General features: G+C 51.7%; 16 protein-coding genes. 7 read left to right on the top strand and 9 right to left on the bottom strand.

Features of this window, described 5'->3' with window-relative positions; genetic code table 11:
- Positions 1-17 precede the first annotated feature (17 nt).
- Entirely contained in the window at positions 18-1,475 is a 1,458-nt protein-coding gene (locus BM231_RS23365) for a D-alanyl-D-alanine carboxypeptidase (protein WP_093523396.1), read from the bottom strand.
- Positions 1,476-1,868: 393 nt separating this feature from the next.
- Between BM231_RS23365 and BM231_RS23360 the strand changes: the two genes are divergently transcribed.
- From BM231_RS23360 to BM231_RS23335, 6 genes are all read left to right on the top strand, one after another.
- Positions 1,869-2,201, top strand: coding sequence for a phasin family protein (locus tag BM231_RS23360; protein ID WP_093523394.1), 333 nt, complete (start codon positions 1,869-1,871; stop codon positions 2,199-2,201).
- Positions 2,202-2,875: 674 nt separating this feature from the next.
- Positions 2,876-3,205, top strand: coding sequence for an ATP-dependent Clp protease adapter ClpS (gene clpS, locus BM231_RS23355; RefSeq protein WP_057463448.1), 330 nt, complete (start codon positions 2,876-2,878; stop codon positions 3,203-3,205).
- Positions 3,206-3,217: 12 nt separating this feature from the next.
- Positions 3,218-5,668, top strand: coding sequence for an ATP-dependent Clp protease ATP-binding subunit ClpA (gene clpA, locus BM231_RS23350; RefSeq protein WP_063300647.1), 2,451 nt, complete (start codon positions 3,218-3,220; stop codon positions 5,666-5,668).
- Positions 5,669-5,823: 155 nt separating this feature from the next.
- Entirely contained in the window at positions 5,824-6,588 is a 765-nt protein-coding gene (locus tag BM231_RS23345) for an AzlC family ABC transporter permease (protein WP_093523392.1), read from the top strand.
- Positions 6,585-6,932: an AzlD domain-containing protein gene (locus tag BM231_RS23340; RefSeq protein WP_063300649.1), complete on the top strand. Its 348-nt coding sequence runs from the start codon at positions 6,585-6,587 to the stop codon at positions 6,930-6,932. Before BM231_RS23345 ends, BM231_RS23340 begins: the two co-directional genes overlap by 4 nt.
- A gap of 81 nt (positions 6,933-7,013) precedes the next feature.
- Positions 7,014-7,808 (top strand): GNAT family N-acetyltransferase, encoded by a 795-nt coding sequence (locus BM231_RS23335; protein ID WP_093523390.1) that lies wholly within the window; start codon positions 7,014-7,016, stop codon positions 7,806-7,808.
- A gap of 173 nt (positions 7,809-7,981) precedes the next feature.
- Here the strand turns inward: BM231_RS23335 and BM231_RS23330 are convergent, their stop codons facing one another.
- From BM231_RS23330 to BM231_RS23315, 4 genes are all read right to left on the bottom strand, one after another.
- Positions 7,982-8,419: an HIT family protein gene (locus BM231_RS23330; RefSeq protein WP_093523496.1), complete on the bottom strand. Its 438-nt coding sequence runs from the start codon at positions 8,417-8,419 to the stop codon at positions 7,982-7,984.
- 191 nt (positions 8,420-8,610) lie between these two features.
- The gene (locus BM231_RS23325) at positions 8,611-9,873 is read right to left on the bottom strand and encodes a GNAT family N-acetyltransferase (RefSeq protein ID WP_342029954.1); all 1,263 of its coding nucleotides are present in this window, start codon (positions 9,871-9,873) and stop codon (positions 8,611-8,613) included.
- An 11-nt stretch (positions 9,874-9,884) separates the two neighbouring features.
- Positions 9,885-10,652 carry a glycerophosphodiester phosphodiesterase family protein gene (locus tag BM231_RS23320; protein WP_093523388.1) on the bottom strand — a complete coding sequence of 256 codons (768 nt, stop codon included), beginning with the start codon at positions 10,650-10,652 and terminating at the stop codon, positions 9,885-9,887.
- Between the two features lie 58 nt (positions 10,653-10,710).
- The gene (locus BM231_RS23315; RefSeq protein WP_093523386.1) at positions 10,711-11,178 is read right to left on the bottom strand and encodes a RidA family protein; all 468 of its coding nucleotides are present in this window, start codon (positions 11,176-11,178) and stop codon (positions 10,711-10,713) included.
- Between the two features lie 306 nt (positions 11,179-11,484).
- Here BM231_RS23315 and BM231_RS23310 point away from each other — a divergent pair, with 306 nt between their 5' ends.
- Positions 11,485-12,414, top strand: a complete 930-nt coding sequence (locus tag BM231_RS23310) for an EipB family protein (RefSeq protein ID WP_093523492.1) — start codon at positions 11,485-11,487, stop codon at positions 12,412-12,414.
- A 1-nt stretch (position 12,415) separates the two neighbouring features.
- Here BM231_RS23310 and BM231_RS23305 read toward each other — a convergent pair whose 3' ends face one another.
- Genes BM231_RS23305 through BM231_RS23290 form a run of 4 tightly spaced genes read right to left on the bottom strand, consistent with a single transcriptional unit; the run spans position 12,416 to position 15,208 of the window.
- Positions 12,416-13,714: a DNA polymerase IV gene (locus BM231_RS23305; RefSeq protein ID WP_093523374.1), complete on the bottom strand. Its 1,299-nt coding sequence runs from the start codon at positions 13,712-13,714 to the stop codon at positions 12,416-12,418.
- A 55-nt stretch (positions 13,715-13,769) separates the two neighbouring features.
- The gene (locus tag BM231_RS23300) at positions 13,770-14,189 is read right to left on the bottom strand and encodes a hypothetical protein (protein WP_208860601.1); all 420 of its coding nucleotides are present in this window, start codon (positions 14,187-14,189) and stop codon (positions 13,770-13,772) included.
- 46 nt (positions 14,190-14,235) lie between these two features.
- Positions 14,236-14,916 carry an HAD family hydrolase gene (locus BM231_RS23295; RefSeq protein WP_093523372.1) on the bottom strand — a complete coding sequence of 227 codons (681 nt, stop codon included), beginning with the start codon at positions 14,914-14,916 and terminating at the stop codon, positions 14,236-14,238.
- Positions 14,903-15,208 (bottom strand): DUF3572 domain-containing protein, encoded by a 306-nt coding sequence (locus BM231_RS23290; protein ID WP_057463369.1) that lies wholly within the window; start codon positions 15,206-15,208, stop codon positions 14,903-14,905. The genes BM231_RS23295 and BM231_RS23290 overlap by 14 nt, the downstream gene beginning before the upstream one ends.
- Positions 15,209-15,300 lie beyond the last annotated feature (92 nt).

The following is a 15,300-nucleotide window of genomic DNA, read 5'->3' as shown; positions in this document are numbered from 1 at the left end:
ACCGTGACTGATACGAGTTACTGATAGACGGCATAGCAGGAGTACTTGGCCTTCTTGAGTTTGGCACAAGCATCCCAGGCTGCTGTTTTGGTTTCAAACCCGATGAACCGTGCGCGGTACAGGGTTTGTTTCTTAGATTTGACCGGCTCTGTGTAAATGCGTTTGTTACGCAGGGTGGACCCTGTCGCAGCGCGCGCATTTTCCAGGATCTTGATTGCTTTATCCTGGCTGTCGGTCGCGGAAATCTGAATGTGCCAGCCGGAGGTGTCGATGTCCTCTGGCTTCAGGCTTGCAATCTTCTGCTGAATTGGAGCGGAAGATGGTGCAGCTGCTTTCGCTGGCTGCTGCAGTTTTGCCGAAGCAGAAACAGCAGGGGCGGCCAGTGAATTGGCAACAAGGTCCTTACGCGGTGCCGGAGCAGGGGCCGTGGCCTGATGTTCCAGCATTTTTGCGATTGGATCAGATGGTTTCGAATTTGGTTTTGTGCCAGTCGCGTTGGCATAGGCCAGCAGCGTCGGCTGTTTTCCAGCTGGAGTGCCTGCTTTGGCAACTGGAATAGCCGGAGCAACTTTTGGGAACTGGTAGCGTTTTGTTGTTCCTGCGTAGAGCATCGGCGTGGTGCGACGACCACGGGATGCTTTTGGCAGGTACTGGCTGATCAGCTTGACCATCTGCGCATCACGGCTTTTACCGGTGCGGCCACCCAGAACCACGGCAACAATCTGGCGATTGTCACGTTTAACGTTGGTCACGAGGTTGAAGCCGGAGGCGTTGGTGTAACCAGTTTTGATTCCATCGACACCACGGACACGACCAAGCAACTTGTTGTGGTTGCCCATGCGGCGGCCGGCGTAAGTGTAAGAGCGGGTATTGAAGTACTTATAATACTTCGGGAACCGATCCTGAATCGCGCGGCCCAGCAGAGCGAGGTCTGCTGCGGTGGTCACCTGCTTGGAATTTGGTAGGCCATGTGGGTTTCTGAAGGTGGTGTTGCGCATGCCAATCGCACGGGCCGTCTGCGTCATGCGGCGCGCAAATGCTGTTTCAGAACCGGAGATATGCTCTGCGATTACAGTCGACGCATCATTTGCGGACTTGGTAACGAGTGCATAGATGGCATCCTTAACGCGCAAAGAGCCGCCAACTTTCAAGCCAAGCTTTGTTGGTGGGCGACCTGCTGCGTAGCGGGAGACCTTCATTTTAGTATTTAGTGTGGCGCGGCCAGCTTCCAGTTCCTCAAAGAGCACATAAAGTGTCATGATCTTTGTGGTGGACGCAGGGTAGCGTCGTGCATTGGCGTTGTTGGCGTACAAAACCTTCCCGGTTTTTGCATCAACGACAATACCAGCATATTTGGAATTTGCCTGGGCAATAGTCGGAGCTGTAGCGATTGCTAAGGATACGGCAAGAATGCCGACAGCTTGTCCCAATGCCTTTTTTAGGCGCCCAAATGGCCCAAAATTACGCAGACCCATGTTCTTTTCGCCCCGTGAGCAATAATGGCGGTTTACGCGCTCTGTACTAAATAAATTCTCTCATTGCTAGCGGAGGTGTGTTCAGAAAGCCTCAACCGCAAAAAATGCGGCGCAGGTGACTCCCCCCGTTCGCGTCATACCCAGAATGATGCGATTACGGTTACAATTCTGTAAATGCGATAAGGCAGATTGCAAAAATATTGTTTTTATCCGTTTTTTGTTTGTGGCTACGCCCCTGTCTTTTCATGATATTGCAGCGCAAAATAAAAGTTGACAAAATTTGTGCAGCGCATAATATCGTTGCGTAAGTTTAGAAATGTGGCGTTTGCTCCCCAAGAGACAAAAACCTAATCATCGAAATACCGGCGCCGCCCAATTGATGAGGTAATTTTCATGGTCACAGGATTTGAGAATATTCAGAAGCTTGGAAAAGATAACATGGACGTAGCTATGCAAAGCTTCGGCGCTTTTTCCAAGGGAATGCAGGCGATCTCTGCTGAGGTTGCGGACTACTCTAAGAAGTCTATGGAAGAGAGCAGCGCAGCAATGGAGAAAGTTGTTGGCGCCAAGTCTCTTGATAAGGCTATGGAAGCTCAGGCAGATTTTGCCAAGGTGAGCTATGAAAGCATGGTCGGTCAGGCAACTAAAATCGGCGAGATGTATGCTGAAATCGCTAAGGACGCCTATAAGCCCTATGAGAGCATGCTGTCTAAAGCTGCCAAGTAATTTACTGGCATAATTGAGTTTGAAAGCCCGAGGTGCGTCAGCGCTTCGGGCTTTTTGGTTTTGCATGTTTTAAATAGATTGCCCTGGTTGTTTCCATTTTCAGACAACCTATCTCTCTTCTTCAAGGCCCTCTCAAAACATTGTGATTCAGTATCCTGAATTCTGACGAGCGTGTTTGGGCTCGCAGAATGACCCGGATCTACTCATCTTACGTTGGGAGCACGGTTTAACCCTTCGGATAGTCTGTGCGTTTTCTCTTCTTATTGGTTTGCATTTTCCAGTTTGCTCGGAGAATAATCAGTACTAACAATGAATGAGAAGGCTTGGCGTGTCCTGAATGTCTGCAATTGGTTGATCTGGCAGGTACATTTAGGAGGCCGCTGATGCCACCGGATGCGGGGTGTTGGCGCCGGCAAGTCTGTAAACCAGAGTGAAAAGACAGCGCAGATGCTGTAGCGAGAGTGTGAATGAGAGACCAGCGACAGGCAATGAGTGTTCTCAGGGGAGATAATCTTATGCTTACGGTGTATAATGAAACAGAAAATGAAACGCTGTTTGATTTTTCTGGAGTTGTTGGTGTGCCCTATGAAAATGCATATCCCTTGAATTCGCAGGGGGTACGTTTAAATACTATAAAGTCCTCTGCGTTATACATGGAGGGACAAAGAGAACAAATGAGCAGCGATTTCGACCTGGATAATGACGATGATGGCGGGACGATAACCGTTACCAAACCTAAGCCAAAAACAAAAAGGCCCAGTTTGTATCGCGTGTTGTTGCTCAATGATGATTTTACGCCGATGGAGTTCGTGATCCACGTTGTGGAGCGGTTCTTTCATAAGGATCGTGAAGATGCGACGCAGATTATGCTCCATGTCCATCATCATGGCGTAGGGGAGTGTGGAGTCTTCACCTATGAAGTGGCCGAGACAAAGGTCACACAAGTTATGGATTTCGCCCGAAAACACCAACATCCATTGCAATGTGTAATGGAGAAAAAGTAATAGGGGGCGCCTGTGCCGTCATTTTCTCGCAGTCTGGAGAAAGCTCTCCATCAAGCTTTGGCGTTTGCTAATGAGCGCCATCAGGAATATGCGACCCTGGAGCATCTGCTGCTTTCATTGATTGATGATCAGGATGCTGCTGCGGTGATGCGTGCATGCAATGTGGACCTCGATCAACTGCGAAAAAGCATTGTCGAATATATTGATACTGAACTAGAGAACCTCGTCGTTGACGGGGATGATGATTCAAAACCAACCGCCGGTTTCCAGCGTGTCATTCAACGCGCTGTCATTCATGTTCAATCATCCGGGCGTGAAGAAGTGACTGGTGCCAACGTTCTTGTCGCCATTTTTGCTGAGCGTGAAAGCCATGCTGCTTACTTCCTGCAAGAGCAGGAAATGACACGGTACGACGCTGTCAATTATATCTCCCATGGTATTGCAAAACGGGCTGGCTTGTCTGAACCACGTCGGGTACGTGGTGCTGAAGAAGAATCCGATAGTGGCGCTGACCCTAATGTGAGCATGCCGCAACCTCCATCTGGTGGTTCTTCTGACCAAACAAAGCGGAAAACAGAAGCTCTTGAGGCTTATTGTCAGAATCTCAATGACAAAGCGTTTTCCGGTAAAATTGATCCGCTAATCGGGCGTGAGAAAGAAATTTCGCGCACCATTCAGATCCTGTGTCGCCGTGCCAAGAACAATCCGCTTTATGTGGGTGATCCGGGTGTTGGTAAAACAGCGATCGCTGAAGGGCTTGCGCGCCGTATCGTTGTTGGTGATGTGCCTGAGGTGCTGAAAAACGCGACGATTTTTGCGCTGGATATGGGATCTCTGCTTGCAGGTACTCGTTATCGCGGTGATTTTGAGGAACGTCTGAAGCAGGTCGTCAAGGAAATCGAAGATTATCCGGGCGCGATCATGTTTATTGACGAGATCCACACCGTGATTGGTGCGGGTGCGACGTCAGGCGGTGCGATGGATGCATCTAATCTGCTGAAGCCTGCGCTGGCATCCGGTACGATCCGTTGTATCGGTTCCACCACATATAAAGAGTATCGCCAGTTCTTTGAAAAAGACCGCGCACTGGTGCGTCGCTTCCAGAAAGTGGATGTGAACGAGCCAACCATTCCAGATGCAATTGAAATCCTGAAAGGGCTGAAGCCTTACTTTGAGGACTTCCATAACATCAAATACACCAATGATGCGATCAAGGCGGCTGTTGAGTTGTCCTCTCGCTACCTTGCTGACCGGAAGCTTCCGGATAAAGCGATTGATGTGATTGATGAGTCTGGTGCTTCGCAAATGTTGCTGCCTGAGGGTAAACGTCGCAAGACAATCGGCCTGAAGGAAATTGAAGCAACGATTGCGACCATGGCGCGGATTCCGCCGAAGTCTGTTTCCAAAGATGATGCAGCAGTTCTGTCCAACCTTAAGGATAGTCTGAAGCGCGTTGTTTATGGTCAGGACCCGGCGATTGAAGCGTTGTCTGCGTCCATCAAACTGGCCCGTGCAGGCCTGCGTGAACCGGATAAGCCAATTGGTTCTTATCTGTTCTCCGGTCCAACCGGTGTTGGTAAAACGGAAGTTGCGCGCCAGCTGGCATCGACGCTGGGTGTTGAGCTGACCCGATTTGATATGTCTGAGTACATGGAACGCCATACGGTTTCTCGCCTGATTGGTGCCCCTCCAGGTTACGTAGGCTTTGATCAGGGTGGCTTGCTGACGGACGCTGTTGATCAGCATCCGCACTGTGTGTTGCTTCTGGATGAAATCGAGAAGGCTCATCCTGATCTGTTCAACATTCTGTTGCAGGTTATGGATCATGGTAAGCTGACGGACCACAATGGTAAGTCTGTCGATTTCCGCAATGTGATACTGATCATGACCACCAACGCTGGTGCGGCTGATCTGGCGAAAGCTCCTATGGGCTTCAATCGCATTGACCGTGATGGCGATGATATGGATGCGATCAACAAGATGTTCACTCCGGAGTTCCGGAACCGTCTTGATGCGATCATTCCGTTCGCAAATCTGGATAGTGACGTTATTCATCGTGTGGTTGAGAAGTTCGTTATGCAGCTGGAAGCTCAGCTTGCAGAGCGTAACGTGACCTTTGAACTGACACCTGAAGCTGTGGCCTGGCTATCTGAGAAAGGCTACGACCGATTGATGGGAGCCCGACCGCTGGGCCGCGTCATTCAGGAGCACATCAAAAAGCCGCTGGCTGATGAGGTTCTGTTTGGCAAACTTCAGAAGGGCGGGACTGTTAAGGTCTCCGTTTCTGAGGACCTTGAAGGTCTGCTTCTTGAAAGCGTTGAGGATCGTCCGACACCTAAGGCGAAGGCTGCCAAGAAAAAGCCGGTTGCCAAAGGCAAGGGTAAGTCCGTTGTTCCAAAAACGGGCCGGGGTGCTGATGCCACCAAGCGTGGTGATGTTCCAGGTATTCCGATTGCGGATTAAAGCACTGATAGTTGAGAAAAAGCCGGAGCATCTGCTCCGGCTTTTTTGTATGGTGGAGCTACGTAGTCTTGTGTAGGTTTGTTTATGCAGCTTCAATAGATTGCGTTTCTTCTTCCCCAAAGGCTCTTCTTTCTCGTGAGCCTCCGAGTTCTTAAATGACCAGTTCAGACATGGATATTGACGAAGGAGAGGATCCTTCGGAATTTGAGGGAGGTGCCTATTGGTTCCGCCAAGGAGCTAAGGGCGCGTTTTGCCTCCCGACACTTATTTTGATGATGGCTTTTGTGGGGTTTACTTCGCTAGCCCGCGAAGTTGGGCTCACGCTCACTGAAGTGCTCTTGATGAGCCTGTTTATGTGGGCGTTGCCAAGCATTGTTGTTTTGACGGGTGCTATGAGTGCCGGGGCTGGATTGATCTCCGCTGCGATTGCGGTTGCTCTTTCCGCTGTGCGCTTGATGCCAATGACCGTGGCGTTGATGCCTGTTCTGCGCGATGGGAAGCGAACTAAGACGTGGCACATGCTGATTGTGTCCCACTTTGTGGCTGTGACGGCGTGGGTGTTTGCCATGCGCAACCTGCCAAGCATGCCAAGGGCGGCGCGTTTGCCCTTCTTTGCCGGGTTTGGGTCCACAGTGCACTTTGTGGTGCTGTGTTCGACCGCGTTGTCTTACATGGTGCTTCCAGCGGTAGAAGGTCCGATTGCGGCTGGTCTGGTTTTGCTGACTCCGATCTACTTCATGTTTTCCATGTATCAGGCTTCTCGTACGAGTGGTGATAAGGCCGCGCTCATTTTGGGTCTCATTCTCGGGCCTGTCTTCTATCACTTCTTTCCGGGTGCTGATTTGCTGCTGACCGGATTTGTGGGTGGCACAGTTGCCTTTGTGGGCTGGTTGTTTGCAACACGGAGGGCCGAGCTGTGAGTGAGGTTTATGGCAGCTGGTGGTGGCCTTATGTGATGATCCTTGTTGCTGGCTTTCTGGCGACAGAGTGCTGGCGCTGGATTGGTGTGTTTGCCTCCGGCAAGCTGCGCGAGGACAGTCTTTTGTTCGCATGGGTGCGGGCTGTTGCGACGGCGTTGATTGCTGGCATCATCGCGCGATTGGTTTTGTTTCCCGAAGGCGTGCTGGGCGACGTACCTGTATGGTTGCGTCTTGCTGCGGTGGCTAGTGGCGTTGTTGGATACAAGCTTCTTAACGACCGGCTGATGGCCGGGATTATCTCAGCTGAGTTTGTGCTGATTGGTGGCTGGGCCTTTTTGATTTAACGGATCTTGCTAAGCTTGATCGCACGCATTGCTGATCATTGTTTCTCGCTCTAACGTAAGTTAGCGACTGGGGAGCTGACGATGACTTATATTGCATTGAATGAGCAGACGATTTGTGACGAGCATATCTGCTGTGCAATCTCGGACAAGAAATGTGCGCAGGGCTACCAGTTGAAGAAGGACTGGCTGAGCCAGCAATTCTCTTCAGGCTATCAATTTATTCGGTTGGATGAGCGCGCAAAGGTGTTCATTGAATTTGGTCCGGCGGAAGCTGGCTGGGCGCCTGTGGTTGCGCCTGAACACCTGCTGGTGAACTGTTTCTGGGTTTCCGGCAAATACAAAGGGCAGGGTCATGGCAAGGCGTTGCTGGCCAAGGCCATAGAGGCTGCGCGTGAGGCTGGCGCAACGGGTCTGGTTACGATTGCTGGCGCTAAGAAGATGCCCTTCCTCTCAGATGGTAAATGGTTCAAGCGGCAAGGCTTTGAGGTCTGCGATACCTCGCCGGATGGTATTGAGCTGTTGCGGTTTGGTGTTGACGGACAGACTGGTTCTGCATCGTTTTCTGAAGCTGCTCAAAAAGGTGCTGGACCTAAAGAGGAGGGGCTGGTTGCTTACTACTCCAATCGCTGTCCGTTCACGGATCATCATGTGATGCAGAACCTGAAAGAGACTGCGCAGAAGCGTGGGTTGCCGCTCAAGATCGTTCATCTGGATACACTGGAAAAAGCGCAGAGGGCGCCGACACCTGCCACGATTTTCTCGCTGTATTGGAGCGGGAAGTTTGTGACGACGGACGTGAGCGTTTGCATGGATTCCCGCTTCGATAAGATCATGCAAAAAGCACTGAATGAGAAAGTGTCTATCGAAGCTGTCTGATCATTTCAGATGAATCGAAATTCTGGATGCCTTGAAAATCTGATTCAAGCGTGCAGGCTAGTGCGTTGTAATTAGATTCAAAATTGCAGGTCAGGAAGGTCGGTCGTTTCAGGTGAATCGACTTTTCCTCGCGCAGTCTGGTGGAGTGCGCGAGGTTGTTTCGTCTGAAATGATCAGGAGTGAGCCGCAACAGCCGCGCGAATTTTCTCTGCGTTTGCTTTGAGCTTTTCACCGTCTTCCATCTCGCCAGTGTGTGGGCGTAGAGAGATGCCCTCGGTGCGTGGGATGACGTGGAAGTGGGTATGAAACACCATTTGTCCGCCAGCGCCTTCGTTGAACTGGTGGATGGTGATGCCGTCCGCAGCAAAGGCTTGCTTGAGGATGCGGGCCATCTTCTGGGCCGTCTTTGCGACGGCGGCAAGGTCTGCTTCTTCAATGTCAAGGATGTTGCGGGAGCCGTTTTTCGGCAGAACCAGCACATGGCCATCAGCGCGTGGCATGATGTCCATGATTACAATCGTATTTTCGTCCTCAAAGACCTTCTCGGAAGGCAGTTCGCCGCGTAAAATTTTGGCGAAGATGTTGTGTTCATCATATGCGGAGCTGGTCATTACAGGATCCTCAGTGGTCTCAAAAATGTTTGAGCCCATACATATCGCGATTCACGGCGGAATTCCCAATAAGAAATATGTGTTGCGATCTGGTAGGTGTTGAGAACCTGAATGGACTTAAGAAACTGATTCAAGTTTGGTGGGATTTGTGAGTCTCTTCAGAGTCTTGAGGTGGTGTCTTAATGTAGGTTCTAGGAGCCCTGCTGGCGAAACGGTCCGTGTTCCGACAGGATTTTCTGTTCATGCAGAACGGCTTGGCGCTCCTGATCCAGATAGTGTGCGACTGCATTCCTTAACGAAGGGTGTGCAATCCAATGGGCGGAATAGGTGAGGTTGGGCATGTAGCCACGTGCGAGCTTGTGGCTTCCTTGGGCACCTGCCTCAACACGTTGAAGGCCGCGCGACAAGGCAAACTCAATGGCTTGGTAATAGCAAATCTCGAAATGCAGGCAGGGGTGGTTCTCTATGCAGCCCCAGTTGCGACCATACAGGGTGTTGCCGCCGATCATGTTGAGCGCGCCAGCAATATAGCGGCCATTGCGCTTTGCCATGATGAGCAAAGTATGATCCGCCAGTCTTTCGCTGAGGAGCGAGAAGAACTCCCGGTTGAGATAAGGCGAGCCCCATTTGCGATTGCCTGTGTCCACGTAAAACTCAAAGAACGCGTCCCAGTGGCTTTCCTGTAAATCGGGGCCAGTGATCCATTCGACTTCGATATCGTTCTCCAGCGCAGTCTTACGCTCCTTACGGATGCTTTTGCGCTTGCGGGAGGACAGGACCTCCAGAAACTCGGAGAAGTCGCTGTAGCCGTTGTTCTCCCAATGGAACTGCTGGTCTGTGCGTAACAGGAAGCCTTCGTCGCCCAGTTCCTTCCACTCCTGCTCAGTGAGGAAGGTGAGATGAGCTGATGAGCCTTCGATGCGTGTTGCCAGCTCTTTCAGGCCTGTGGTGAGGATCTTGATCGTTTCTGACCGGTTGGCCTCTGGTGAGATTAAGAGGCGGCGTCCCGGCACAGGCGTGAACGGAATGGAACATTGCAGTTTGGGGTAGTAGTTTCCGCCTGCACGTTGAAATGCTTCAGCCCATGCGTAGTCGAAAACGTACTCTCCCTGACTGTGGCTTTTGGCATAGGTCGGGATCGCTGCGATGGGCTTGCCGTCTTGTTCCCACCAAATGTGTTGTGGGATCCAGCCTGCATCCCATCCTACACATCCGCTTTCTTCCAGCGCTTGTAAAAAAGCGTGTGAAAGCATTGGGTTAAATTCGGAAACTTGAGAAGTTGATTCAGTTTTCAGGCTTGGTGTGGATTGGATCATTTCAGGTGAATCGATCCAATCCTGCTGATCATAGAGGATCGGCGGTGTGCCGGGGTTTGCCAGTGCATCCCAGTCTGTGCTGGGGATCTCATCGAGTGATGAGAGGACTTTCAGAATTGGTGATGGTGGTACTGGCAAATCAATAGGTCCTAGAGTGGATCTTCGTCTGGATTGAAGCCTTCAAAGACGATCTGGTCAGCGTGCTTGGCCGCATTAAGGCGATCTTCTTTGGTTCTAACGGTCCATGTCATGACAGGCAGGCCATAGAACTCACGCAGGAAGCTTGGGCCATCTGCAGGCAGATCTTTTACGAAGAAGGAGACGAAGTGCGGGTCTGTGCCTGCCATGTGCACCATCCAGGAGATTTTCTCGATCTCGTGTTCTGTCAGGTGCAGGTGATCGTTCTCGCTCAGCGTGGTCATGGAGATGCAGCCGCGCGGGATTTGCGGTGCGACGTCCTTCATGGTCCGAAGCATCTTCGGGTCAAAGGATTTTATTGCTGCCGGACCTTTATAATCACTGAGGATGTTGGCGATGGTTTTAATGAACTCATCCTGACCTTCTGCGAGGTTCAGGGTTTTGATTTCAATAACCAGCGGCACCTTGCCGTCGACCAGATCGAGCAGCTCTTGCAGGGTCCACATTGGATCAGTGGAGCCTCGCATGGAGAGGTTGCGCAGGTCAGCCAGGTCGAAGTCGATGACTTTGCCTTCGCCGTGTGTCAGGCGCTCAAGGTTTGGATCGTGGAATACGATGACCTGACCGTCTTTGGTTTGCTGGAGGTCGACTTCAATGGCGAAGTTGTTTTCGACAGCAGCTTTGACCGCAGATGGGGTGTTTTCAAGAATGCCTGCTTCTTTGTTATGGAAGCCACGGTGAGCGATCGGGCGGGCGGTGAGCCAGGAGAGATCTTGCATGGATTATTCGAACTTGCTTCTTCAATAAATGGGAGATGTTCTGAGGATCAGAGCAGAATTAGTCGGCAACTTCGAAAATTGCTTCGATCTCAACAGTTGCATTGAATGGCAGAGCTCCAGCGCTGACGGCAGAGCGTGCGTGACGGCCAGCATCACCCAGGGCGGCAACCATGAAGTCTGATGCACCGTTGATAACTTTTGGCTGGTCGCCGAAGTCACCATTGGAATTGACGAAGCCAACAATTTTCACAAGACGCACCACTTTAGACAGATCGCCAGTGGCAGCTTTTGCCTGTGCCAGCAGATTGATTGCGCAAAGACGAGCTGCTTCCACACCATCTTCAATGCTCAGGTCAGCGCCAACCTTGCCGGTTTTTGCGATTTTGCCATCTTGCATTGGTAGCTGGCCGGAGATGAAAAGCTGGTTTCCGATTTTTACGAAAGGCACATAATTGGCAGCAGGAGCAGCGGCTTCCGGCAATGTGACACCAAGCTTTTCAAGATTCTGCTGGATTGTATCAGACATTCGTTTTCCCTCCGGTCGGAATGTTCTTTTGCAATAAGTGATGCAAATCCACGAAAACTCAAGAGTTTATCTCTTCACGAAGCCGTGGTCTGCAAGGTGAGGCGCAGACTCACATTAGAATCACTATGGTTGCAAGAGTGCATGGGGCGTTGTCTACGTGGGAAACGTGTATCTAATTTGAAAGATTTACCCTAGCACTGATTTCCTTGGCGGAATGTTTGCGTTGGCGGTGGCGTTTATGCACTCTTCAACGATGGAAGAGAGGCATGCCCACGTGTCTTTTGTTCCGACATGATCGGAGGTTTTATGCTGAAACTACGCTTGGGACATTGTCTTTGCGGGATTGCAGGTTCTTCCCTCACTTTGAGTTCTCTTCTGCTTCCCTCGTTGAGCAGTGCCGCCGATCTTCAGCCTCACAAAGCCGTTTATGACATGAGATTGTCGAGCGCCCAAAATGGAGCGGACATCTCTGATGTGAACGGGCGTATGGTCTATGAGCTCTCCGGTTCTGTTTGTGATGGATTTACTGTGGACCTGCGCTTTGTGGTGATGAGTGTTGATGACGAGGGGCAGGAGACGATCACGGACCTGCGCAGCACCTATTTTGAAGCGCCGGACAATTCTCAACTTTCGTTTGCCTACAAAACCTTCATTGATGATTTTTTGGCGGAACAGGCACAAGGCACTGCGGAGCATCAAAGTTCCAAGGTGGATGTGGACTTGAGCGGGCCGGATGAGAAGAAGTTGAGCTTTGATGGCTCCATCATGTTCCCGCTGCAGCATCTGCACAGCGTGATTGATGGCGCTGCGGGTGGGCAGCACTTTATGGTTTCCAAGTTGTATGATGGCAGTGTTACCGGTGAGCAGTTGTTTGAGGCAACCACTGTTGTTGGCCGCAAACTGGCTGATCCATTGTCACAGCGCTCAGATCAGCTTTCCTTACCGAACGCACTTGGAGATGCAGATGCCTGGCCGGTTTCTATTGCCTACTTCAACTTAAGCGATGGTGCGCGCGGTGAACGGACGCCGGATTACCAGTTGCGGACAGTACTTCATGAAAATGGGGTCTCCAGAAGCATGAACCTGAATTATGGGGTTTTTGAACTGGAAGGTGCTTTGGTTGAGCTGGACCTGAAGCCTATGGTGCATGTCAGTACTTGCGGAAGCTCAGTGGTGCTTGAAGAGGAAGTGAGCGCACCGTTTGCAGGGGCGATCAAAAAAGAGCAGCTGCGTTAGTTCAGCGCTTGCCGGGTGCTTTTATGGACCGGCCAAGAGAGACGACTGAACTGTCTTTGAATTTTCCGCGCAGGGCATCCATTGCCCGTTCTGCTTTGGCACGTTTTTCGGCCTGCTCGTCCAGCAGGTCTTCCGGGTCGGCCTGATCTGCCGGACCTAAATCTCCAATCCCTACGCCAATGAGACGGAACCGCATTTTGCCGTCAGCCACGTTGTGCAGCAGATCGTCTGCTGTGCGGAAGATCTTGTCGGCCAACTGGGTGGGATCGTGCAGCATGCGAGAGCGGGTGATGGTTTTGAAGTCTGCGGTCTTGAGCTTCAAAGTGACAGACCTGCCGGATTTTTCCGCTTTCTTGGTGCGATAGGAGACCTTCTCGGTCAGCGCCCAAAGGCTCTTTGAAAGCTGGGTGACGTCAGAAACGTCCGTGTTGAATGTGGTCTCGCCACTGATGCTTTTCGCGCCTCTGTTTGAGGAGACGTGCCGGTCATCCTCTCCCTGACACAACTTTGCGAGGCGCAGGCCCATGGCGCCGTATTTGCGGGCAAGGTCTATCGGGTCTTTGAGTTGTAGTTGGCCGATGGTTTTGATGCCGTCCCGCTCCAGCTTACCCTGAAACACTTTGCCTACACCCCAGATGACACTGGTTGGTTGCTTTGCGAGGAATTCTTTCTTCTCTGCATCGCCAATGACAGAAAAGCCGCGGGGCTTGTCCAAGTCTGAGGCGATTTTGGCGAGGAACTTGTTGGGAGCAAGGCCGACGGAGACTGAGAGCCTGAGTTCTGTCTGGATCTTACTCACAAACCGGACGAGCAGTTCAGCTGGTGTAGCGCCGTGCAGTTTCTGCGTGCCGGAGAGGTCCAGGAAGGCTTCATCAATGGACAGGGGCTCAACGAGTGGTGTGAGTTTTTCCATCTCTTCACGAATTTGGCGGCCAACCTGAGAGTACAGATCCATGCGCGGCTTGATAACAACGGCATCCGGGCAGGCATCAAGAGCTTTGAACATGGGCATGGCAGAGCGCACGCCGTAAATGCGGGCGATGTAGCACGCTGCGGAGACAACACCGCGCTGACCTCCGCCGACAATGACAGGGCGATCCGCAAGTTCAGGGTTCTCGCGCTTTTCGACGGACGCATAAAAGGCATCGCAGTCGATGTGAGCGATTTCGAGTGTATCCAGTTCTGCATGGGCAAGGATGCGCGGACTGCCGCATTTAGGGCAGCGCGTCAGGTCTGCCCGGAACCTGTGTGTACAGTCTCTGCAGAGTGCTTTTAGAGGTGCGGTGGCCTCAGTTGCCATGGAAACCAGGCCTTGGGTTGTTTTCGGATGTCAGATGCTGGGTCTGTAGCATGACCTAGTCCTCAATCTCCCAGGAAATTCGCGCACCAGCCACATAAAACACTGAATTGCGCATCTGGTCTTTGTCCCATTCCTCGATGGTCCAGTCTTTTGAATTGACGGGATCAAAGTTCAGGAAAAACTTGTCTTGCAAAAACATGCCGACAATAGGGTGTTTGATCGTGGTGTAAGCCCCGCCGCCCGGTTCATGGAGATTGAACTCCAGACTCTCTTCGATTCTGATCCTCAGCTTGCTGATGGCACCTTGCGGAGAGGTTGTTGGGCGTTGGGAGTCTCTTGCGGCAAACTCCAGAAGCATGGAGCCAGGGCCACCGGATACCCCGGAGGTGAACAGGGCACTTTGCAATATCGCTCCGCTTAAATGTCCGAAACGTTCCAGAAAATACTGGAGGGTCGTGCTTGAAAGTTGTTCCACGCTTGGGTTCTCTGGTTTTGTGAAAGGTTCACGTGCAGCCGTGATCTTACCTTACCGCAGTGACCAGCAGATTTTCAATAAAATCGCCTGTTTCTTTCCAGCAATTGCTCTTCAGGGCAACGTTGGGCAGATTTCCTGCGATTGCGAAGAAACGTGAATCGGCAATGAAGTGTACGAGCTGAACGTGAGGGGTGCTTTTGCCTACAGAGATGATGTTGGTCGGACTGTCGTCAATGAAAATGACCGGGTGATGCCCCCGTTCGGCGCACAGAGCGGCGACAGCTCCGCCTTTTGGGCCCTCGTTGGTGACAAGTGGATAGTCCATACCAAGGCGTGTGAGAAGATTCTCTCGGGCGGACTTGTTGTGGCTACCGGGCAGATTGGTCAGGATGACGATATCGCAGAGCTTTGACAGGCGCTCGAGCTGTTCAGCTGCGTGCGGGACGGCTTCCTGCTTGCCGACTTCGCTTTCGAAGAAGTTGTGAATGACTGCCATGCAGACATCGTCTGTCAGGTTTTCACCTGTTTGCGTGTAGATCATGTTTGCCTTGAGGCGGTAGGCGGTTTCCTTGAAGGAAATGCCATGATCTTTCATGAAACGCTCAAGGTGCGGGATGAACTGCAGTAGGACTTCGTCCACGTCGCAGATGAGAAGCGGATGTGCGCGTTTCTCGATCTCTTTGATTTGCTGCAATGCGCTTGCGTTTGCGGTCTCAATGTTGGGCAAGGAAATCTACGCCTCCAGCAAGTTTAAGATGGGCAGCAGCAATCATGGTCGGGCGGACGCCGACACTCTCAGTGTAGGCCAGCAGCAGTTGCTCGTCCTGCATCAGGAATTCAAGGACACCTGCCAGGAAGCCCGGCTCGGCTGCTGCATCGCGAATCTCTTGAGGTCCGATCCCGGCTAAAGACAGGAAGCGACCGAGCTGTTCAGGCTCGCTGCCAAGAAATGTAAGGGCACCAATTGCAATTTCCTGTGCAGTATCTTCGGTCAAACTGCCGGTTTTGCCTAAATTCATTGGTGTTTGCCTTTCTGAAACGAATCCGAATTAACTATGTAGCAGGAAATTTAGTGTGGGACTTGTCCCAATGCCAGTCGCAACGCGGCTGC

It is taken from the genome of Pseudovibrio ascidiaceicola, from assembly GCF_900114245.1.
GTDB lineage: Bacteria > Pseudomonadota > Alphaproteobacteria > Rhizobiales > Stappiaceae > Pseudovibrio > Pseudovibrio ascidiaceicola.
Note: the sequence above shows the minus strand (reverse complement) of the source record. Positions and strands in the feature narration are given on the sequence as shown.

Coding starts and splice junctions, on each gene's coding strand:
- BM231_RS23365 (WP_093523396.1), bottom strand. CDS start 1,475: ATGGGTCTGCGTAATTTTGGGCCATTTGGGCGCCTAAAAAAGGCATTG.
- BM231_RS23360 (WP_093523394.1), top strand. CDS start 1,869: ATGGTCACAGGATTTGAGAATATTCAGAAGCTTGGAAAAGATAACATG.
- clpS (WP_057463448.1), top strand. CDS start 2,876: ATGAGCAGCGATTTCGACCTGGATAATGACGATGATGGCGGGACGATA.
- BM231_RS23345 (WP_093523392.1), top strand. CDS start 5,824: ATGACCAGTTCAGACATGGATATTGACGAAGGAGAGGATCCTTCGGAA.
- BM231_RS23335 (WP_093523390.1), top strand. CDS start 7,014: ATGACTTATATTGCATTGAATGAGCAGACGATTTGTGACGAGCATATC.
- BM231_RS23330 (WP_093523496.1), bottom strand. CDS start 8,419: ATGACCAGCTCCGCATATGATGAACACAACATCTTCGCCAAAATTTTA.
- BM231_RS23320 (WP_093523388.1), bottom strand. CDS start 10,652: ATGCAAGATCTCTCCTGGCTCACCGCCCGCCCGATCGCTCACCGTGGC.
- BM231_RS23315 (WP_093523386.1), bottom strand. CDS start 11,178: ATGTCTGATACAATCCAGCAGAATCTTGAAAAGCTTGGTGTCACATTG.
- BM231_RS23310 (WP_093523492.1), top strand. CDS start 11,485: ATGCTGAAACTACGCTTGGGACATTGTCTTTGCGGGATTGCAGGTTCT.
- BM231_RS23305 (WP_093523374.1), bottom strand. CDS start 13,714: ATGGCAACTGAGGCCACCGCACCTCTAAAAGCACTCTGCAGAGACTGT.
- BM231_RS23290 (WP_057463369.1), bottom strand. CDS start 15,208: ATGAATTTAGGCAAAACCGGCAGTTTGACCGAAGATACTGCACAGGAA.